The organism is Halomonas salsilacus (genome assembly GCF_051216275.1).
Lineage (GTDB): Bacteria > Pseudomonadota > Gammaproteobacteria > Pseudomonadales > Halomonadaceae > Halomonas.
Genome location: NZ_JBPKAQ010000004.1, coordinates 147,379 through 167,397, shown reverse-complemented (window position 1 = coordinate 167,397; position 20,019 = coordinate 147,379). Strand labels below are relative to the sequence as shown.

The following is a 20,019-nucleotide window of genomic DNA, read 5'->3' as shown; positions in this document are numbered from 1 at the left end:
CTCTCCTTGAAGCGAACCAGATCGACGCTCAGGCGCGTCAATCGCTGACCATGACGCTTTAGCGTCAATCACTGACCAAGTTGGACACGAACTGCTGGATGAGTTCTTCCAGCACGATGGCCGACTGGGTGTCCCGCAGGGCATCACCATTGGCCAGGGTCTCCGGGTCGCCGCCCACGGAGAGCCCGATGTACTGCTCACCGAGCAAGCCGGCGGTGAGAATCGCCGCGGTGGTATCCCGGGAGAGCTTGCCTTCCAGTTCGCCGTTCAGCTCCAGGATCACCCGGGCGTCGTACCAGTCGGTATCCAGCTCGATGGCCGACACCCGGCCCACGGTAACGCCGGCCATGGTGACCCTTGCCCGCGGCTTTAGGCTGCCGATGTTGGCGAAATTGGCCTCCAGGCGGAAGGTATCCCCCGGGGGCTGGAGGGTCATCCCGCTGACCCGCAGGCCCAGGAATACCAGGCCGAGGATGCCGGCGAGCATGAACAGACCCACCCCCAGCTCCATCATCTTGCTGCGCTTCATCATCTCTCTCCGAACATCAAGGCTTACCGCCGCTCCTATCTCCCGATCAGGAGAGGCCGCCGAACATCATCGCGGTCAATACGAAATCGAGGCCGAGCACGGCCAATGAGGAGTAGACCACCGTGCGGGTGGTGGCCCGTGAGATCCCCTCCGAGGTGGGCACCAGGTCATAGCCCTGGAATACCGCAATCCAGGTCACCACCACCGCGAAGACCAGGCTCTTGACCATGCCGTTGCCGATGTCACCGATGAACTCGACGCTGGCCTGCATATTGCCCCAGTAGGAGCCCTCGAAGACACCGAGCCACTCCACGCCCACCAGGTAGCCCCCGTAGATGCCGACCACGCTAAAACCGATGGTCAGCAGCGGCAGGGCCACGAAGCCCGCCCACAGGCGCGGTGCCACCACCCGGCGCAGCGGGTCGACGCCGATCATCTCCATGCTGGAGAGCTGCTCGGTAGCCTTCATCAAGCCGATCTCGGCGGTCAGCGCCGAGCCCGCCCGGCCGGCGAAGAGCAGCGCCGCCACCACCGGCGCCAGCTCGCGCAGCAGCGACAGCGCCACCATCTGTCCCAGCGCCTGCTCGGCGCCGAAGTCGACCAGGAGGGTATAGCCCTGCAGTGCCAGCACCATGCCGATGAACAGCCCCGAGACCAGCACGATGGCCAGCGACAGCACACCCACGAAGTGCATCTGGCGCACCCACAGGCCGAACCCCTCCCGGGACGGCATCCCGACGGCGGACTGGGCCACGAAGATGCCGGCGCGGCCCAGCGACTCGAGCAGGTCGCAGCCCCGCCGCCCCAGGCCCATGATACGCGCGATCATCGCCGCCCTCCCTCATCGAGGATATCGGTGTAGAAGTCCACTGCTGGGTAATGGAAGGGCACCGGGCCGTCGGGCTCGCCGTGGACGAACTGGCTGACCCGAGGATCCTGATCCACGTCGAGGCTCTTTGGGGTGCCGTGGGCCATGACCTGGCCGTCGGCGATCACATAAACATAGTCGGCGATGGTCAGGGTCTCCTTGATATCGTGGGAGACCACGATGGAAGTGAGCCCCAGGGCCTCGTTGAGCCGCTTGATCAGCTGCACCAGCACGCCCATGGAGATCGGGTCCTGGCCGACGAAGGGTTCGTCGTAGAGGATCAACTCCGGGTCCAGGGCCATCGCCCGGGCCAGCGCCACCCGGCGCGCCATGCCGCCCGAGAGCTCAGCGGGCATCAGCTCCCGGGCACCGCGCAGCCCCACCGCCTCGAGCTTCATCAGTACCAGGTCGCGGATCATTGCCTGGGGGAGATCGGTGTGCACGCGCAGCGGGAAGGCGACGTTCTCGAACACGCTGAGGTCCGAAAACAGCGCCCCGCTCTGGAACAGCATGCCCATGCGCTGGCGCATGGTGAACAGCGCGCGGCGCGTCTGGCGATGCACGTCCTCGCCGTCGATCAGCACGCGACCCGAATCGGGGGTGAGCTGCCCGCCTATCAGCTTCAGCATCGTGGTCTTGCCGGTGCCGCTGGGACCCATAATGGCGGTAATCCTGCCCCGCGGGATGGAGAGATCGACGCCGCGGAAGATCTCCATGTCACCTCGCGAGAAATACAGATCCTCCACCACCACGAAGGGAGTGTCACTCATCGGCTCGTCAGCTCTCTCGGCAACCCTGGGAATAATTATCGAACATCGTATCCTAACTACCCTGGCCGGCGCCAGCGACACGCTCATCGCCCTCGCCTCGCGTCCTTGCACTCACCGGGGCCAGCGCGTCTAATGCGCCCTTCCCGATTGACGGCCAAGGACACCCCATGCTGGTACCGCTGATCATCGTGCTGCTGGGTCTGGCAGCGCTGATGTGGAGCGCCGACCGCTTCGTGGGGGCGGCGGCGGCCACCGCCCAGAAGGCCGGCATGAGCAAACTTCTAGTGGGCATGACGGTGGTGGCGCTGGGCACCTCGGCTCCGGAGATGGTGGTCTCGACGATGGCGTCCCTCGACGGCATCCCCGACCTGGCCACCGGTAACGCCCTGGGCTCTAACATCGCCAACATCGGCCTGGTGCTGGGCATCACCGCCCTGGTCGTGCCGATCCCGGTGCGCTTCTCCATCGTACGCCGCGAGCTGCCCCTGCTGCTGGGCGCCACCGGCCTGGCCGGCTATGCCCTGGCCAATGGCATCCTCGGCCGCTTCGACGCCCTCTTCCTGCTGTTGCTGCTGGTGTTCAGCCTGTGGTTGCTGTTTCGCGCCGACACCCCGGACGTCCCCGACGCCGCCGCCGGCGAGATCCCCGACATGGCGCTGCCTCGGGCACTGGCCTGGCTGGTGGCGTCCCTGCTGGTACTGGCCGTCGGCTCACGCGCCGTGGTGTGGGGCGCCAGCGAACTGGCCCGCGGGCTGGGCATCAGCGAACTGGTCATCGGACTGACCGTGGTCGCCATCGGCACCAGTCTGCCGGAACTGGTCGCCTGTGTGGCCAGTGCGCTCAAGCGCCATCACGATATCACCATCGGCAACGTGATCGGCTCCAACCTCTTCAACCTGCTAGTCGTGTTGCCCATCCCCGGCCTGCTCGCTCCCGGTCCCAGCGATCCGGCAGCCGCGGGGCGCGACTATCCGGTGATGCTGGCACTGACGCTGGTGCTGGGCATGCTGCTGCTCTGGCAGCGCCGCGGACGGATCGGGAGACTCCCAGGCGTCCTGCTGGCCACCAGCTATCTGGGCTACCTGGCCTGGGTCGGCCTGGCCAGTCTCGGCGTCGCCACTTGAGTGAACCCGCGCAACAGGCAACAATCAGCGCCATGACTCAAAATATCCCCCAGGGCACGGCCCCCTCCCTGCTGCGCGACAGCGCCCGGCGCACCCTGCGGCTCGAGCAGCAGGCCATCGGGGCCCTGGTCGAGCGACTCGACGCCGACTTCGACCGCGCCTGCCAGCTGATTCTCGCCTGCCACGGCCGCGTGATCGTCACCGGCATGGGCAAGTCGGGCCACGTCGCTGGCAAGATCGCCGCGACCCTGGCCAGTACCGGCACGCCCGCCTTCTTCGTGCACCCCGGCGAGGCCAGCCACGGCGATCTGGGTATGATCACCCCCGGCGACGTGGTGCTGGCGCTCTCCAACTCCGGCGAGACCGCCGAGGTGACCGCCCTGCTGCCGCTGCTCAAGCGCATGGGCGTGCCGATGATCAGCATGACCGGCCGCCCCGCCTCCACGCTCGCGCGCCACGCCGAGGCGCACCTCGACGCCGGAGTCGAGCGCGAGGCCTGTCCGCTGGATCTGGCGCCCACCGCCTCCACCACCGCCGCCCTGGCGCTGGGCGATGCCCTGGCGGTGGCACTGCTGGAGTCCCGCGGCTTTACCGCCGAGGAGTTCGCCCTCTCCCATCCCGGCGGTAGCCTCGGTAAACGTCTGCTGCTGCGGGTTGGTGACCTCATGCACGACGGCGCACGGCTGCCGATCGTGCCGCTGGGCAGTCCGCTGCGTGACGCCTTGCTGGAGATTACCCGCCAGGGGCTCGGCTTTACCTGCGTGGTGGACGAACAGGGCCAGCTGGCCGGGGTCTACACCGACGGCGACCTGCGCCGCACTCTGGACCAGCACAGCGATCTCTCGGGCCTGACCGTCGATGAGGTGATGACCCGCCCCGGCAAGCGGGTGTCGGCAGAGATGCTGGCCGCCGAGGCGGTGAAGCTGATGGAGGACCACCGCATCTCCGCCCTGGCGGTGGTCGACGACACGGGCCGCCCGGTGGGCGCCTTGAACATGCACGACCTGCTGGCCAGCGGCGTGATCTGATTCCCACTCACCCAACCGGAGCTCCCATGCCCCACAACCTTCCGCTGCAAGACCCCCGCCTGGTGGACCGCCTGCGCCTCATCCGCCTGCTGGCCCTGGACGTCGACGGCGTCCTCACCGACGGCCAGCTCTTCTTCCAGGCCGACGGCACCGAGATCAAGGCATTCAACGTCCAGGACGGCCATGGCCTCAAACTGCTCAAGCGTGCCGGCATCGAGGTGGCGCTGATCACTGGCCGCGACTCGCCCACGGTGAGTCACCGCGCCGCGGCGCTGGGGATCCAGCACGTCTTCCAGGGCGTGGAGAAAAAGCTGCCGGTGCTCCGCGACCTCTGCACCCGCCTCGGCCTGGAGTTCGACCAGGTGTCCTACTGCGGCGACGACATGCCCGACGTGGGCGCCATCCGCCGCGCCGGCGTGGGCATCAGCGTGCCCAACGCCCCCGAGTACATCCGCCAGCACGCCGACTGGGTGACGGTCAGGAGCGGCGGCCAGGGTGCGGTCCGCGAGGTCTGCGACACCCTGCTCAAGGCCCAGGGCCACTGGGACGCGGTGCTCGACACCTACCTGCACGGGGCCGGCTGAGCCCATGACCCTGCCGCGGCCATCGTTTCGGGTCTGGCTGTTCCTGCTGCTGGTGGCGCTGGGCGGCGTGATGACGCTGCTCGACTCTCGCAGCGTCCGCGAGCCCGGCGCGGTGCCCCGGGACGCAGCCGGCGAACCCGACTTCTACCTGGAGGGCGCGCGGCTGACCCGCTTCGACGCCGAGGGGCGGGCCCACCAGCGCGTCGATACCCCCCGGCTGGTGCACACCCCCCATGACGACGTCACCCGCCTCGAGACCCCCAACGCCCGGCTCTTCGACAGCGCCGGCCGGATGTGGCTGGCAACGGCCGACAGCGGCGTGCTGGGCGCCGGCGGCAACCCGCTGACGCTCTCCGGCAGCGCCCGTCTTCACGCCCCCGAGGAGCGCTGGCAGCTCGACACGGAGGTGCTCCACTATGACGCCAACATCGGCCATGCCTGGAGCGACACCCCGGCCCTGCTCCAGCAGCCCCCCCAGCACATGCGCGGCGAGCGCTTCGACGCCTGGCTCCATGACAACCGCGCCCGGCTGACCGACAATGTGCGCGGCCACCATCCGCCCGAGACCCCAGAGGACCCCCAGCCATGAAGCGAACCTCCGCCCTGCTGCTCTGCCTGCTGCTGCCGCTGGTCGCCGCGCCGACCCTCGCCCAGAGCCGCGACGCCGAGGCCCCCATCGAGGTGGAGGCCGACCGGCTCGACCTGGACGACCGCGCCGGCTCCGCCGTCTACACCGGCGAGGTGGATATCCGCCAGGGCAGCATGCGCCTGACCGGCGACCGGGTGGAGATCCAGCGCAACGCCCAGGGCCAGCTCTCCCAGGCCATGGCCACCGGCGAGCGCGCCTACCTGGAGCAGCAGCCCGACCCCAGTGAACCGATGGTGCGCGGCTGGGGCCGCACCATCATCTACCACGTGGCCGAGCGCCGCATGGAGCTGATCGACCGCGCCGAGCTGCACCAGGGCGGCGACACCTTCGACGGCGGCTACCTGGAGTACTTCCTCGACCGCCGCGTGGTGCAGGCCCGCAGCGAGGGCGAGGGCGTCGAAGGACGCCAGCGCATCCGCATGACCCTCCAGCCCGAGCAGTAAGGCCGCCCATGAAGACCCTCCATGCCCGCCACCTGGCCAAGAGCTACAAGCGCCGCCGTGTGGTCAAGGACATCAACCTGGCCATCCGTCAGGGCAGTATCGTCGGCCTGCTGGGCCCCAACGGCGCCGGCAAGACCACCTCCTTCTACATGATCGTGGGGCTGGTGCGCGCCGACGCCGGCGAGGTCGCCATCGACGACCTGGACCTGTCGCGGGCCGCCATGCACGAACGCGCCCGGGCCGGCATCGGCTACCTGCCCCAGGAGGCGTCGATCTTTCGCAAGCTCTCCGTGGCCGACAACATCATGGCGATCCTCGAAACCCGAAAGGACCTCGACCGGGAGGGGCGCCGGGCGCGTCTCGAGCAGCTGCTCGAAGAGTTCCATGTGACCCACATCCGCGACAACCTCGGCATGAGCCTCTCCGGCGGCGAGCGACGGCGGGTGGAGATTGCCCGGGCCCTGGCAACGGAACCCGCCTTCATCCTGCTCGACGAGCCCTTCGCCGGGGTCGACCCCATCTCGGTGGGCGAGATCAAGGGCGTCATCCGCCAGCTCAAGGCCCGTGGCATCGGCGTGCTGATCACCGATCACAACGTCCGCGAGACCCTCGACATCTGCGACACCGCCTACATCGTCGGCGACGGCCAGATCATCGCCGAGGGGAACGCCGAGGCGATACTGGCCAACCAGCGGGTGCGCGATGTCTACCTGGGGCAAGATTTCCGCCTCTGACCACGTGCCTCTTGTCCACCGGCATCTTTCCTGCGGACCTTACGATCACAATCCTATGAAATGCCAGTCGTAATTTTATGACGGCATGCCAATTGCGGCTGGCACATAATTTGCAAATCAAGCACTTGCAAGCCCGCGGCACCCGGGCTAGGGTGAGGCTTCCGGCCACTTCCCGGCACACGAGGGCAGACCATCACGATGGCCATGAAAGCCTCCCTGCAGCTGCGCGTCGGCACCCAGCTGACCATGACCCCCCAACTCCAGCAGGCCATCGCCCTGCTGCAGCTCTCCACACTCGACCTGCGCCAGGAGATCCAGCAGGCGCTGGAGTCCAACCCCATGCTGGAGCTCGAGGAGGAGTTCGGCGAGCAGACGGTGAGCGAGACCCCGGAGGACGACTGGGCCAACGAGATCCCCGAGGAGCTCGTCACCGACAGCGACTGGTCGGATACCTACCAGGACCTGGCCGCCCCCACCGGCAGCAGCGAGGGTCTGGACTTCGAGCGCGAGGCGGCCCCCCAGAGCCTGCAGGGGCACCTGACCTGGCAGCTGGCGATGACCGACCTGGCCCCACGCGAGCGTCAGGTCGCCGAGAGCCTGATCGACGCCGTGGACGCCGCCGGCTACCTGGCCCAGCCCCTGGACGAGATCCGCGACGGCCTCAGGACCCAGGGGCTCGAGGGGCTGCGCAGCGCCGAGATCGAACAGGTGCTGCTGCGCCTGCAGCAGTTCGAACCCACCGGCGTCTTCGCCCGGGACCTGCGCGAGTGCCTGATGCTGCAGCTCGCCGCCCGGCCCGACGACACCCCGCTGCTGCCCCAGGCGCGGCGACTGGTTCGCCAGTTCCTCGAGGCCCTGGCCGGCGACGATCGACGTCTGCTCAAGCGCCGCCTGGGCCTGGACGACGACGCCCTGGACACGGCCATCGCCCTGGTACGCTCCCTGGACCCGCGCCCCGGAAGCGCCTATTCAAGCGTCGAGAATGACTATGTAATTCCCGACCTGGTGGCACGCCACGACAGCCGCGGGTGGCACGTGGAGCTCAACCAGGAGGCCCTGCCGCGGCTGCGCATCCAGCCCGACTATGCCTCGCTGATCCGCCGCGCCGACAAGAGCCAGGACAACCAGTTTCTCAAGGACCACCTGCTGGAGGCGCGCTGGCTGATAAAGAGCCTCTCCAGCCGCAACGATACCCTGCTGCGCGTCGGGCGCGAGATCATGGTCCGCCAGCTCGACTTCCTGGAACGCGGCGAGGAGGCGATGAGGCCGTTGATCCTGGCCGACATCGCAAAGGTCGTGGAGATGCACGAATCGACAATCTCCCGTGTCACCACCCAGAAATACATCCACACGCCCCGGGGCGTGTTCGAGCTGAAGTTTTTCTTCTCCAGCCAGGTGGGTGGCAACGGCGAGGGCGACGCCCACTCCAGCACTGCCATCCGCGCGCGCCTGCGCAAGCTGATCCAGGAGGAATCCCCGCGCAAGCCGCTCTCCGACAGCAAGCTGGTGACCCTGCTCGACGAGGCCGGCATCCAGGTGGCCAGGCGAACCGTGGCGAAGTACCGCGAAGCCATGGGCATCCCCTCCTCCAGCGAACGCAAGCGGCTGAGGTAGCCCAGGCGCACGGTGGCGCTTTCGATAGCCGGCCGCGAAGCCATGGGCATCCCCTCCGCCAGGGCGCACAAGCGGCTTCGATGACCTGCATCAGCCCCGCCGACGCGGCGGCGGGGCGAGGGGTATGCAAGGCAGGAAAAAGGGTTACAATCGATCCATCACCAACGAGCAAGGAGCGTGTCATGCAAGTCAACATCACCGGCCATCATGTGGAACTGACCGATGCCCTGCGTGGCTATGTGGACGAAAAACTGGCACGCGTGGAGCGCCACTACGACAACATCACCAACGTACAAGTGACCCTGTCCGTGGAGAAGGAGCGTCAACACGCCGCCTGCACCCTGCACGCCGCCGGTGCCGACCTGCACGCCGAGGCCCAGGATGGCGACATGTATGCCGCCATCGACGCCCTGGCCGACAAGCTCGACCGCCAGCTGGTCAAGCACAAGGAAAAGGCCCAGGCCCGCGCCCAGGGCGCCGGCGCTCGCTGAGCCTGTCATGTCACTGGAAACCATCCTGCCCCCGGAACGCACCTTGTTTGGTGTTCCCGGTGGCAGCAAGAAACGGGTGCTGGAGTTCTTCAGCACCTTCATCGCCCAGAATACGCCCAGCCTCGACAGCCAGGAGGTGTTCAGCCGGCTGATCGGGCGCGAGCGACTCGGCAGTACCGGCATCGGCCACGGGGTGGCCATCCCCCACGCCCGCAGCCCTCACTGCAAGACCCCTATCGCCGGCTTCCTGAAGCTGGCCGAACCGGTGGACTTCGACGCCATCGACGGCGAGCCAGTCGACCTGGTGTTCGTGCTGCTGGTGCCCGAGGAGGCCGACGACGCTCACCTGACCCTGCTCGCCCAGGTGGCCGGCGTCATGAACAACGCCGAGACCCGCAGCGGGCTGCGCAAGAGCGAAAGCCAGCGCGAGCTCCACGAACGACTCATCGAGGCGATCCGACGACAGGGGTAGATCCCCCCGCGGGCCGCCCGGCCAGATTGACGACCAGGAGACCCCCATGCAGCTCGTGATCATCAGCGGTCGTTCCGGCTCGGGCAAGTCGATCGCGCTGCAGGCCCTGGAAGACCTCGGCTACTACGCCATCGACAACCTGCCGGCCATGCTGCTCGGCTCGCTGGTCGACGAGCTCAAGGGTCCGGAATCGCCGCGCTCCTCCATTGCCGTCAGCATCGATGCCCGCAACCTGCCCCAGGCCCTGCAGCGCTTCCCCAGCCTGCTCGAGGAGGTGCGCGCCCGCGGCATCGACTGCCAGGTGATCTACCTGACCACCGATGCCCGCATCCTGCTGGAACGCTACTCGGAAACCCGCCGCCGACATCCGCTGACCCGGGACAGCCAGATGACCCTGGCCGAGGCGATCGACTCGGAGGAGCTTGCGCTCGCGGAGATTCGCGACCTGGCGGATCTGGTCATCGACACCTCGCGGCTCTCGGTCCACGAGCTGCGTGGCCGTATCGCCGACCAGGTGGCCCGCCACCGGCCCGACCAGCTCACCCTGACCTTCGAGTCCTTCGGCTTCAAGCGCGGGGTCCCGCTGGACGCCGACCTGGTGTTCGACGCCCGCTGCCTGCCCAATCCCTACTGGGATCCGCAGCTGCGCGCCAGCACGGGCCGCGACCCGGAGGTCATCGCCTTCCTGGAGAGCTATCCGCTGGTCGACGAGATGCGCCGCGACATCCATGCCTGGGTGGAGCGCTGGCTGCCCGCCTACCTGGCCAGCCACCGTAGCTACCTGACGGTGGCCATCGGTTGCACCGGCGGCCAGCACCGCTCGGTCTACCTGGCGGAGCGCTTGGCCGCCAGCCTGGCCAGCAACCACCCCCTGGTCCGGCTTCGCCACCGCGAACTGGGCATCCACGACTCCCTGCCCTCGCCGCCGGATCCGGCGGCTGCCGTCACACCTCATCAAGGACGTTGAGCGTGGCGCAACGCAAGCTGACCCTGACCAATCGGCGCGGCCTGCACGCCCGCGCCGCCACCAAGCTGGTGCAGTGCTGCCAGCCCTTCGAGGCCCGCATCAGCGTGGTCAACGGCTCCCTGGAGGGCGACGCGGCCAACATCATGTCGCTGCTGATGCTGGCTGCCCCCTGCGGCACCGAGCTCACCGTCAGCGCCGAGGGCGAGGACGCCGACGCGGCGCTCGATGCCGTCCAGGCGCTCTTCGAGGCCCGCTTCCACGAGGATGAGTGAGAGCGAGGCTCAGCTGCTGCCGGCCACCGTCATCTCGTCGATCAGCCAGCTGCCGGTATGGATGCTGCCGCGGGTGTCGGTATCGCTGCCCACGCCGGAAAGCCCCTTGAACATCGCCTCCAGGTTGCCGGCGATGGTGAACTCCTCCACCGGATGCTGGATCCTGCCGTCCTCCACCCAGAAGCCCGCCGCCCCGCGAGAATAATCCCCGGTCACGGCGTTGACCCCCTGCCCCATCAGCTCAGTGACCAGCACACCGCGCCCCATGCGCGCGAGCAGCTCATCGCAGGTGGCCAGCGGGGCGGTAAGCCTCAGGTTGCGGGCGCCGCCGGCGTTGGCGGTGCTCTGCATGCCCAGGCGCCGGGCGCTGTAGGCAGAGAGCATGTAGCTGGCCAGGCGGCCGTTCTCGATGAAGACGTTGTCGCGGGTCTGCACGCCGTCCCCGTCGAAGGGCGAGCTGGCCATGGCGCCCACCTCCATGGGCCGCTCCTGGAGGCTGAACCACTCGGGAAACAGCGACTCACCGAGCCGGTCGCAGAGGAAGGAGGACTGGCGATAGAGGGCACCGCCTGCGATGGCCCCCATCAGCGAGCCTACCAGGCCCGAGGCCAGGGTCGGGTCGAACAGCACCGGCATCCGCCCCGTCGCCGGGCGACCGGCGCCCAGGCGGCGCAGGGTGCGCTCGGCGGCGCTCTCGCCCACTCGCTCGGGCGCCAGCAGGTCGCGGGGGTGGCGCGCGCTGGTGTAGTCGTAGTCGCGTTGCATGCCAGTGTCGTCCTCGGCGATCAGCATGCAGGAGAGCGAGTGGCGGCTGCCGCGTTGGCTGCCAAGGAAGCCGTGGCTGTTGGCATAGACGCGCACGCCCTCGCCGCTGGAGAGAGAGGCGCCATCGGAGCTCATGATGCCCGGGCGACGGCGACCGGCGGACTCGCAGGCCAGCGCCAGCTCGATGGCCTGATCGGTGGTCAGGTCCCAGGGGTGGTGGACATCGAGGTCGGGCAGCTCTGTGGCCATCAGGTCGGCGTCGGCCAGGCCCGAGGCGGGGTCCTCGCCGGTGTGGCGAGCGATGGCGATGGCCTTCTCCACCACCGCCCGGATCGATGCCTCCCCGGCGTCGGTGGAAGAGGCGCTGCCCTTGCGCCTGCCCACGTAGACCGTCACGGCGATGCCCTGGTCCCGTGAGAGCTCCACCGTCTCCACCTCGCCCTCGCGCACGCTCACGCCAACGCCCTGGTCGACGCTGGCGCCCACCTCGCAGGCGTCGGCGCCGAGCCGACGGGCCAGTTCCATGGCCATCTGGGCGCGTGACTCCAGCAGGGTCTGCTGCGCGGCGGCATCGAATGCCTGTGTCATGGGTCTCTCCTCGTCTGCCGGCCCGCCGGGCCGGCTCTTCGTAATGTTGCGCTCAAGCCCGCCGCCGCGGGCTGGTATACTGTGTGAATTCTCAAGCCTCTACCATGGATGCGGCATGTCCCAGGATTCCCCCCTCGAGCTGCTCGACCAGCTCATCCAGCAGCAGCCCGACGACGACGAACGCCCCAGCAAGTCCCAGCTCAAGCGGGAGATGCACGCCCTGCAGGCGCTGGGCGAGGCGATCATCGCCATGACCCCCGCCGAGCGCGCCCGCTTTCCCCTCTCCGACGACATGCTGGCCGCGGTGGAGGAGACCGCCCGGGTGCGTTCCCACGAGGGGCGCCGGCGCCACATGCAGTACGTGGGCAAGGTCATGCGCCGCGAGGATCTCGAGGCGATCAAGGCCGTCTACGACGAGCTCGAGCACGAACGGCTGCGCCGGGACCACGCCTTCCATCGCCTGGAGTCCTGGCGGAACCGCCTGCTCGACGAGGGTGACGAGGCCGTGGAGGCCTTCATCGCCGACTACCCCGATGTCGATCGCCAGGCGCTGCGCCAGCTGATCCGCAACGCCCAGCGCGAACGCGAGAGGGACAAACCCCCTGCCAGCGCCCGCAAGCTGTTCAAGCTGATCCGCGATACCGCGAGGATGTGACTCAGGAAGCCGTGCCACCCACCGTCAGCTCATCGAGCTTGAGGGTGGGCTGGCCCACGCCCACCGGCACGCCCTGGCCCTCCTTGCCGCAGACGCCGATGCCGGTGTCCAGTTCCATGTCGTGACCGATCATGGAGACTCGGCCCATGGCCTCGGGGCCGTTGCCAATCAGGGTCGCGCCCTTTACCGGGGCGGTGATCCTGCCGTCCTCCACCAGGTAGGCTTCACTGGCCGAGAAGACGAACTTGCCCGAGGTGATGTCCACCTGGCCGCCGCCGAAGCTCACCGCATAGAGGCCGCGCTTGACGCTCCTGAGGATATCCGCGGGATCATCCTGGCCGGCCAGCATGACGGTGTTGGTCATGCGCGGCATCGGCAGGTGGGCGAAGGACTCTCGCCGGGCGTTGCCGGTGGGGGTCATGCCCATCAGCCGGGCGTTGAGCTTGTCCTGCATGTAGCCGGTGAGGATGCCGTCCTCGATCAGCGGCGTGTACTGCCCCGGGGTGCCCTCGTCGTCGATTGTCATGGAGCCCCGCCGGTCGACCAGGGTAGCGTCGTCCACCACGGTGACGCCCTTCGCGGCGACTCGCTGGCCCATGCGGCCGGCGAAGGCGGAGCTGCCCTTGCGGTTGAAGTCACCCTCCAGGCCATGACCCACCGCCTCGTGGAGCAGGATGCCGGGCCAACCCGGTGCCAGCACCACCGGCAGCTGGCCGGCCGGGGCATCGATGGCTTCCAAGTTGACCAGCGCCTGGCGCACCGCCTCCCTCGCGAAGCGCTCGGCCACCCCCTCGTCGCGCAGCCGCGCCATGGGGTAGCGGCCGCCGCCCCCAGCGCTGCCGCGCTCGCGGCGGCCGTTCTTCACCACGATCACGCTGACGTTGAAGCGCACCAGCGGGCGGATGTCCGCCGCCAGGGTGCCGTCGCTGGCGCGCACCAGCACCACCTCGTGCACGCCGGTGAGGGACGCGCTGACCTGGCTCACCGTCGGGTCGGCGGCCCGGGCCACCCGGTCGGCTTCCTTGAGCAGGGCGATCTTCTCCTCTGCGCTGAGTCCGGTGAGCGGGTCGACCCCGCCGTAGTGGGCCTCGCCCTGCACCATCACCCGCGGCGCCACCGCCAGGCTCGCCCCGCTGCGCACGATGCCGGAGGCGGTGCGGCCGGTCTCGGCCATGGCATCGGCGGTGATCTGGTTGGAGTAGGCGAAGCCGGTCTTTTCGCCGGCAAGGGAGCGCACGCCCACCCCGCCGTCGATGTTGTAGCTGGCCTCCTTCACCTCGCCGTCCTCGAGCACCCAGCCCTCGTGCCAGCTGCGTTGGAAGTAGAGGTCGGCGTAGTCGATGCCGGGGCCCAGGGCGTGGCCCAGGCCGAGGTCCAGGTCGTCGAGGGTCAGCCCCCCGGGGGTGAGCAGGATGCTTTCGGCTTCGTCGAGCAGGCTAGGTCGGGATGCAGTCATTCGGCACTTTCCACTGAGATCTGCGGCGCGGTCCAGGGACCTCGCACGCGATAATGAATTCGGGTCACGCGGTCGATGGCGTCGCCGAACAGGCGGTCGGCGATGAACAGGGCCCCGCCCACCACCGGCGCGCCGGCGATCACCGCCGCCAGGGGTAGATTGCGGCTTATGGGTACCGTGACCTCCAGCCGCTGGTCCAGTTCCCGCCGCGCCAGGTCGACGCGGCCGTCCAGGGTGAAGCGGGTCGCCGGGCCCTCGACCACCACCGGCCCCCGGGTTTCCAGTATGCCACCATACAGGGTCGCCGCTCCGCTGACATGATCGAAGGCGGTGCCCTGGCCGGTGACGTCGGAGAAGTCCAGACGCAGGCGGCGCACCAGGTTGTCGACGTTAAGCAACCCCACCAGCCGGGCGGGGGTCGAGGCGACGTTGACGAAGCGCCCGTTGCGCAACTGTGCCTCCACGCTACCCCGGGAGCGCTCCAGGGCAAACTGCCAGGGCGCCCCCGGCCAGGCCAGCTGGCTGGTCACCCGGGTCTCGGCACTGCGGATCACCGCGGTCTGGCCCAGGGTCTCCATGGCCGTGCCCAGGTCGCGGCCGTCCAGGTCAAGCCGCGCCCGTGACAGGGTGTCGGCGTCTCCGGCGGCCTCCCAGACCAGCTCGCCTCGGGCGCTGATCTGGCCCAGAGTCAGGCCCAGGGGGGCGAGGGTGAGGCGCTCTGGCGTTGCCTGCCAGCGAACGGTGAAGGGTCCCAGGCGCTGGCCGCTACGCTCGATGTCGGCGATACGCAGGCGGCCATCGGGCAGCCCCCCCACCCAGCCGGGCAGCGGGGCCGGCTCGGGCGGGGTGGCGATCTCGTCGAACAGCGACCCCACGGCCCCGGGCGGTGGCATCAGGCCGTCCAGGGAGAGGCGCATCAGGCTGATGTCCAGGGGCTGGGTAAGGTTGGGCCGGTAGTCGAGCTGTCCGGCCAGCAGGCTCCCGTCCAGCGCCACCCGCCAGCCGCCCCCCGCCTGGGGGCGGCCCTCGGCGGAGAGCGACCCGATGCAGTGGTCATCGCTGACCAGGCAGTCGGTGACCAGGTGAAGCTCGCGCAGCACCCCCGCACCGTCACCGCCCTCCAGGCCCTCGAGACCTCCCAGCGCCTCGGCCCAGGCCGCCGGGTCCAGGCGGGGCTGATAGGCATCGACCCACCACCCCTCGCCCTGGGGCCAGCCGGCGGTGGGTGGGCGCCCCAGCCAGACCTGGCCCTGGCCCGGTCCGTCGCCGGGCTGTGCGCGCCAGCGCAGCGTCAGCGCATCGCCCAGGCTGCCCTCCAGGCGTCCCTCGGTGAGGTCCATGTCGAACCGCAGCCGACGGCGCTCGCCGGCGCTCTTGCCGAGCGGTGCCGGCAGGTCGATGGCCAGCCCCTCCAGGGTGCTGTCGAGCCGCAGGCGCGTCGTCGCCTCGCCGATGCTCAGCCGACCCTGCCAGGGGAATCGCCCGGTGAGCGGCTCGGCCAGCGCCGGGAGCTCCGCCCAGCGCGCCAGGGCCGCGGCCTCGGCGCTGCCGGAGAGGCCCAGGCTTCCCTCCAGGGTGTCGATGTCGGCGCGCACCGGGCCGCCCAGCAGCTGCCCCTCGATGCGCCCCTCGAGGCCACCCTCCTCGCCGCGCTGACGCCAGGCCAGCGGTCCGGCGAGGTCGCGAAACACCAACCCCAACGGAAGGTACTCGAGCCTCGGCAAGGCGGCCTCGGTATCGATGGCCAGGTCCAGCCCACCGGGCTTGCCCAGGGGCAGCCCCAGGGCAAGCCGTCCCTCGACGCTGCCCTCGGCCTGCCAGTCGGCGACGGCCTCGATCCCCTCCACCGGCATGGCCAGCAGGTAGCGGCGCAGCGCCTCGCCGGAGGCAGCCAGTTCGCCCTCCACCTCGAGACGCTCGTCAGCCAGGCGCACCTGGCCGTTACGGGCCGTGACCCCCAGGCTCTCGGCCTGATCGAGGCTCGCCTCCAGGGTGGTGTCCTGCAGGGAGAGTCGACCCTCGATGTTCGTCAGGGTCGGCCAGGCCGGATCGAAGGCGAGCCGCCCCTCCTCGATGGCCAGCTCCAGGCCGAAGCTCGGGTCGATGCGCTCGGCGCCCCCCGCCAGGGGCATATGCAGGCGCAACGAGCCCCGGGGCACCCGGCCGGCCACGCCGCCGAGCCACTCGCGCAGTTCCTCGCCGAGGATCCCCACCGGCAACCACTCCGCCAGCGGCGATTCCACGGCGTCCACGTCCGTGAAGCCCAGCGTAAGGCCGAAGCCGCCCCGCGCCCCGCTCCCGGCGGAGAGACCGAAACCACCCTCCACCTCGGCACCGTTCCAGCCCACTCGCAGTTCCCGGCCGCTGACCAGAGTGCGCGGGCCGTCATAGGTCCACAGCACCTCGCCGCTGGCGTGGTCCAGCGCCATGGGGTCGGCGAACAGCGTGGGGAAGTTCAGAGTGGCCCCCTGGGCGGCGGCGAAGCGCACCCGGCCGGTCAGGTCGCGTGCCTCGACCCACATGTCCAGAGGGCCCCCGCCGGGTGCCTGCCCCCAGGGGGAGACCTCCACCCCGCTCAGCGCCGCCCGGGCCAGCCACTGGTCATCTCGGTGGCCGAGCCGAAAGCCGTTGACCTGCCCGCGGGGGTCCAGGATGTCCACCACCCGGGCCAGGGCCTCCGGCAGCGGCACCCGGTGGCGCCAGGCGGCAAGCGACCCCAGGTCGAAGCCGCTCGTGTCCAGCCACCAGCCGTCGGCATCGCCGGCCAGCTGCCAGCGATGGGGCAGCGCCGGCCCCCAGCGGGCCTCGAGCGCGTGGGGTTCGGCCGACTCCGGGCTCACCGCGTCGCCCTCGAACCAGGCCTCCCAGCCGTCGTCGCGGCGCAGCCACTGGCCGCGCCCCTCGACCTCGGTGAGCTCGATGGCGTGGCGGTCGCCGCTGTCGTCGGCATGACTCACCGCCAGCCGCGTGATGGCCAGGTCCAGGCGGGCATCGGCCAGTTCGCCACGGTGCCAGCGTCCCCATAGCCGGGCCCCGCCGCTGGATTCGTCGAGGCGAATGGGCTCGTTGCGCCCCAGCACCTCCGCCAGGCTGATCAGGCTGTCGAGTTTCATGTCGGCCTGCAGGGCAGCGCTGAAGTCACGGAACCCCGTGGGGCCGGGCAGCACTTCCAGGGCCGCCTGAATAGCGGCATCGGGATCCCCCTCCAGGCGAAGCTCCCCCTCCAGGCGGGCACGCCGATCGTCGCCGGTCATCAGCAGCCGCGGCGCCTTGAGCACCACGCGCCGCTCCCGGCCATGCAGCACCAGGCGCAGGTCCTCGACCCAGGCGCGCTGGCGCAGCAACACCCCGACCCAGAAGTCGAGACGCTCCAGGTCGAGTTCGCCGGTGGGCTGCAGTTCGGGGGGCAGTTCGGCGGGGTCAGGCCAGTGCCAGATGCCCTCGGGGGTCTGGTAGAGGTGCAGGGTCACCCCGTTCACCCTGGCATCCTCCACCACCGGCACCCCGGCAGCGAAGCTGGCCAGGGTGTCCAGGCGCAGGTAGCCGCCCTCCACCTCCAGCAGCGGCACCCCGCGCTCATGGGTGCGGATGGTCAGGCCATCGAGGGAGAGCATCGGGTCGAGGCCGGCCAGGCGAGTGTCGAGCTCGGCGACACGGACCTCGGCGCCGAAGCGAGCCGAGAGCAGCGCCTCCAGATTCGGCGTGAGGCCATCGGCCAGCGCCAGCGCCAAGCGCAGCGCCAGCAGCAGCAGGGCCAGCGACGCCAGCAGCAGCGCCACCAGGGTCAGGCTCCAGCGGGTCACCACACGAATCGGAGACATGGGCTCACATCAGCACGATGTCGTACTGCTCCTGGGAGTAGTGGGTCTCCACCTGGAAGCGGATCGGCTTGCCGATGAACTCTTCCAGATCGGCCACCGCCGCGGACTCCTCGTCGAGCAGGCGGTCCACCACCGCCTGGCCCGCCAGCACCATGTAGGTCTCGGCGCTGTAGGCGCGCTCCTCGCGCAGGATCTCGCGGAAGATCTCGTAGCAGACCGTTTCCGGGGTCTTCAGGGTGCCGCGTCCCGCGCAGGTGGGGCAGGCCTCGCAGAGGGTCTGCTCCAGGCTCTCCCGGGTGCGCTTGCGGGTCAGCTGGACGAGGCCCAGCTCGGTGACGCCGGTGCACTTGGTCTTGGCGTGGTCACGCTCCAGCGACTTTTCGAGCATGCGCAGCACCTGGCGCTGGTGCTCGGTGTCCTCCATGTCGATGAAATCGATGATGATGATGCCCCCCAGGTTGCGCAGGCGCAGCTGGCGGGCGATAGCGGTGGCGGCCTCGAGGTTGGTCTTGAAGATGGTCTCCTCGAGGTTGCGGTGCCCCACGTAACCGCCGGTGTTGACATCGATGGTGGTCATCGCTTCGGTGGGATCGATCACCAGATAGCCGCCGGACTTGAGCTGCACCTTGCGGCCCAGGGCCTTCTGGATCTCATCCTCGACGCTGAACAGGTCGAAGATGGGGCGTTCGCCGGCATAGTGCTCGATGCGCTCCACGGCGTCGGGCATGAACTCCTCGGCGAACTCGATGAGCTTCACGTGGTTCTCCCGGGAGTCGATGCGCACCTTTTCGATGTCGTCGCGCATCACGTCGCGCAGGATGCGCATGAACAGCGGCAGGTCGTCATAGATTACGCTAGGGGCCGGGGCGGTGATCTTGCGTTCGCTGACCTTGCGCCATAGTCGCAGCAGGAAGTGCATGTCCGCGAAGAGCTCCTCCAGGCCTACCCCCTCGGCGGCGGTGCGGACGATGAAGCCGCCGCTCACCTCCAGACTCTGCCCGGCCTGTGCCTCCTCGATCAGTCCGCGCAGCCGCTCGCGCTCGCGGTCGTCCTCGATGCGTTGGGAGACACCGTGATGGGGCGCATCGGGCATGTAGACCAGGTAACGCGACGGTACCGACAGATGGGTGGTGAGCCGGGCGCCCTTGGAGCCGATGGGGTCCTTGGTGACCTGCACCACCAGCGCCTGCCCCTCGTGGAGCAGATGGCCGATGGAGAGCTGCTCCTCCGCCGGTGTGCCGGGGGGCATCACCTCGTGGGCGTGAATGAAGGCGGCGCGATCCAGGCCGATGTCGACAAACGCCGCCTGCATGCCGGGCAGTACCCGCACCACCTTGCCCTTGTAGATGTTGCCGACGATGCCGCGTCGGCGGCTGCGCTCGATGAAGGCTTCCTGCAGCACGCCGTTCTCCACCACGGCGACACGGGTCTCCATCGGCGTCAGATTGATCAGTACTTCGCCGCTCATGCGGAAATCCTTGTCCAGAATGCTTTGCGGCCATTATGACATAGTGTCACCAGCTCAAGGCGTTGATGACGGGGAAGGGTTCACTCAAGCGCACCGCCCCACACCGCCACACCCTGGCAGCGCAGCAGCGCGGCGGTCTCGAACAGCGGCAGCCCCACCACCGCCGAGTGGCTGCCCTCGATGCGTTCGACGAACACCCCCGCCAGACCCTGGATGGCGTAGCCCCCCGCCTTGTCGGCGGGCTCGCCGCTGGCCCAGTAGGCAGTGATCTCGGCGTCGGCGATCTCGCGCATCGTCACCCGGGTGGCGACACAGGTCTCCCGCAACCCCGCGGGGCCGCTCACCGCCACCGCGGTGAGTACCTCGTGGGCGCGGCCGGCGAGGCGGCGCAGCATGGCGGCGGCGTGCTCGGCCCCCTCCGGCTTGCCGAGGATCTCGCCGTCGCACACCACGGCGGTATCGGAGCCCAGGGTGGGCAGGGGGGATAGGCGCGCGCCGGCCAGGGCCTTCTCTCGGGCCAGGCGGCTCACGTAGTCGACCGCCCCCTCGGCCGGGCGCGGTGTCTCGTCGACATCCACCGGGCGGACCTCGACGCTCACGCCGATGGAGGCCAGCAGATCGCGGCGGCGCGGCGAGGCGCTGGCCAGGCAGAGCACGGGGCCTGAGGCGTCGGGCTGGATGGGGTCGGACGGAATGGTATCAGACACGGTGGCGGCTCCGG

Annotated in this window: 20 protein-coding genes; 12 read left to right on the top strand and 8 right to left on the bottom strand. The window is 69.4% G+C overall.

Going from position 1 to position 20,019, the window contains the following annotated elements:
• Nucleotides 1–64 precede the first annotated feature (64 nt).
• The 3 genes from mlaD to ACR80S_RS07890 are packed head-to-tail and all read right to left on the bottom strand — an operon-like array spanning nucleotide 65 to nucleotide 2,167.
• The gene (mlaD, locus tag ACR80S_RS07900) at nucleotides 65–529 is read right to left on the bottom strand and encodes an outer membrane lipid asymmetry maintenance protein MlaD (protein WP_435400098.1); all 465 of its coding nucleotides are present in this window, start codon (nucleotides 527–529) and stop codon (nucleotides 65–67) included.
• Nucleotides 530–575: 46 nt separating this feature from the next.
• Nucleotides 576–1,358 (bottom strand): lipid asymmetry maintenance ABC transporter permease subunit MlaE, encoded by a 783-nt coding sequence (gene mlaE, locus ACR80S_RS07895; protein WP_435399933.1) that lies wholly within the window; start codon nucleotides 1,356–1,358, stop codon nucleotides 576–578.
• Entirely contained in the window at nucleotides 1,355–2,167 is an 813-nt protein-coding gene (locus ACR80S_RS07890; protein WP_435399934.1) for an ABC transporter ATP-binding protein, read from the bottom strand. The genes mlaE and ACR80S_RS07890 overlap by 4 nt, the downstream gene beginning before the upstream one ends.
• Nucleotides 2,168–2,334: 167 nt before the next feature.
• Here ACR80S_RS07890 and ACR80S_RS07885 point away from each other — a divergent pair, with 167 nt between their 5' ends.
• The 11 genes from ACR80S_RS07885 to ACR80S_RS07835 all read left to right on the top strand — a co-directional run bounded on the left by ACR80S_RS07885 (nucleotide 2,335) and on the right by ACR80S_RS07835 (nucleotide 10,545).
• Nucleotides 2,335–3,291, top strand: a complete 957-nt coding sequence (locus tag ACR80S_RS07885) for a calcium/sodium antiporter (RefSeq protein WP_435399935.1) — start codon at nucleotides 2,335–2,337, stop codon at nucleotides 3,289–3,291.
• Between the two features lie 32 nt (nucleotides 3,292–3,323).
• On the top strand, nucleotides 3,324–4,319 hold the full coding sequence (locus tag ACR80S_RS07880; RefSeq protein ID WP_435399936.1) for a KpsF/GutQ family sugar-phosphate isomerase: 996 nt from the start codon (nucleotides 3,324–3,326) through the stop codon (nucleotides 4,317–4,319).
• Nucleotides 4,320–4,345: 26 nt separating this feature from the next.
• Nucleotides 4,346–4,903, top strand: coding sequence for a KdsC family phosphatase (locus ACR80S_RS07875; protein WP_435399937.1), 558 nt, complete (start codon nucleotides 4,346–4,348; stop codon nucleotides 4,901–4,903).
• A gap of 4 nt (nucleotides 4,904–4,907) precedes the next feature.
• Nucleotides 4,908–5,492 (top strand): LPS export ABC transporter periplasmic protein LptC, encoded by a 585-nt coding sequence (gene lptC / locus ACR80S_RS07870; RefSeq protein ID WP_435399938.1) that lies wholly within the window; start codon nucleotides 4,908–4,910, stop codon nucleotides 5,490–5,492.
• A complete protein-coding gene (gene lptA / locus ACR80S_RS07865; RefSeq protein ID WP_435399939.1) occupies nucleotides 5,489–5,995 on the top strand; it encodes a lipopolysaccharide transport periplasmic protein LptA in 507 nt (168 codons plus the stop codon). The genes lptC and lptA overlap by 4 nt, the downstream gene beginning before the upstream one ends.
• 8 nt (nucleotides 5,996–6,003) lie before the next feature.
• Nucleotides 6,004–6,729 carry an LPS export ABC transporter ATP-binding protein gene (lptB, locus tag ACR80S_RS07860; RefSeq protein ID WP_435399940.1) on the top strand — a complete coding sequence of 242 codons (726 nt, stop codon included), beginning with the start codon at nucleotides 6,004–6,006 and terminating at the stop codon, nucleotides 6,727–6,729.
• Between the two features lie 198 nt (nucleotides 6,730–6,927).
• Nucleotides 6,928–8,343: an RNA polymerase factor sigma-54 gene (locus ACR80S_RS07855; RefSeq protein WP_435399941.1), complete on the top strand. Its 1,416-nt coding sequence runs from the start codon at nucleotides 6,928–6,930 to the stop codon at nucleotides 8,341–8,343.
• Between the two features lie 182 nt (nucleotides 8,344–8,525).
• Nucleotides 8,526–8,834, top strand: a complete 309-nt coding sequence (gene hpf / locus ACR80S_RS07850; protein WP_119020786.1) for a ribosome hibernation-promoting factor, HPF/YfiA family — start codon at nucleotides 8,526–8,528, stop codon at nucleotides 8,832–8,834.
• Between the two features lie 7 nt (nucleotides 8,835–8,841).
• Nucleotides 8,842–9,306, top strand: coding sequence for a PTS sugar transporter subunit IIA (locus ACR80S_RS07845; protein ID WP_435399942.1), 465 nt, complete (start codon nucleotides 8,842–8,844; stop codon nucleotides 9,304–9,306).
• Nucleotides 9,307–9,352: 46 nt separating this feature from the next.
• Entirely contained in the window at nucleotides 9,353–10,273 is a 921-nt protein-coding gene (gene rapZ / locus ACR80S_RS07840) for an RNase adapter RapZ (protein WP_435399943.1), read from the top strand.
• Nucleotides 10,274–10,275: 2 nt separating this feature from the next.
• Nucleotides 10,276–10,545, top strand: a complete 270-nt coding sequence (locus ACR80S_RS07835; protein ID WP_435399944.1) for an HPr family phosphocarrier protein — start codon at nucleotides 10,276–10,278, stop codon at nucleotides 10,543–10,545.
• A gap of 9 nt (nucleotides 10,546–10,554) precedes the next feature.
• Here ACR80S_RS07835 and pmbA read toward each other — a convergent pair whose 3' ends face one another.
• A complete protein-coding gene (gene pmbA, locus ACR80S_RS07830) occupies nucleotides 10,555–11,898 on the bottom strand; it encodes a metalloprotease PmbA (RefSeq protein WP_435402960.1) in 1,344 nt (447 codons plus the stop codon).
• Between the two features lie 115 nt (nucleotides 11,899–12,013).
• Here pmbA and yjgA point away from each other — a divergent pair, with 115 nt between their 5' ends.
• A complete protein-coding gene (gene yjgA / locus ACR80S_RS07825) occupies nucleotides 12,014–12,553 on the top strand; it encodes a ribosome biogenesis factor YjgA (RefSeq protein ID WP_435399946.1) in 540 nt (179 codons plus the stop codon).
• A 1-nt stretch (nucleotide 12,554) separates the two neighbouring features.
• On the opposite strand, the gene tldD is transcribed toward yjgA, so the two are convergent.
• From tldD to ACR80S_RS07805, 4 genes are all read right to left on the bottom strand, one after another.
• Nucleotides 12,555–14,009 (bottom strand): metalloprotease TldD, encoded by a 1,455-nt coding sequence (gene tldD / locus ACR80S_RS07820; RefSeq protein WP_435399947.1) that lies wholly within the window; start codon nucleotides 14,007–14,009, stop codon nucleotides 12,555–12,557.
• Nucleotides 14,006–17,830: a YhdP family phospholipid transporter gene (locus ACR80S_RS07815; protein WP_435402959.1), complete on the bottom strand. Its 3,825-nt coding sequence runs from the start codon at nucleotides 17,828–17,830 to the stop codon at nucleotides 14,006–14,008. The genes tldD and ACR80S_RS07815 overlap by 4 nt, the downstream gene beginning before the upstream one ends.
• A 4-nt stretch (nucleotides 17,831–17,834) precedes the next feature.
• Nucleotides 17,835–19,298 carry a ribonuclease G gene (gene rng / locus ACR80S_RS07810; RefSeq protein WP_435402958.1) on the bottom strand — a complete coding sequence of 488 codons (1,464 nt, stop codon included), beginning with the start codon at nucleotides 19,296–19,298 and terminating at the stop codon, nucleotides 17,835–17,837.
• 80 nt (nucleotides 19,299–19,378) lie between these two features.
• Entirely contained in the window at nucleotides 19,379–20,005 is a 627-nt protein-coding gene (locus ACR80S_RS07805; RefSeq protein WP_435402957.1) for a Maf family protein, read from the bottom strand.
• Nucleotides 20,006–20,019 lie beyond the last annotated feature (14 nt).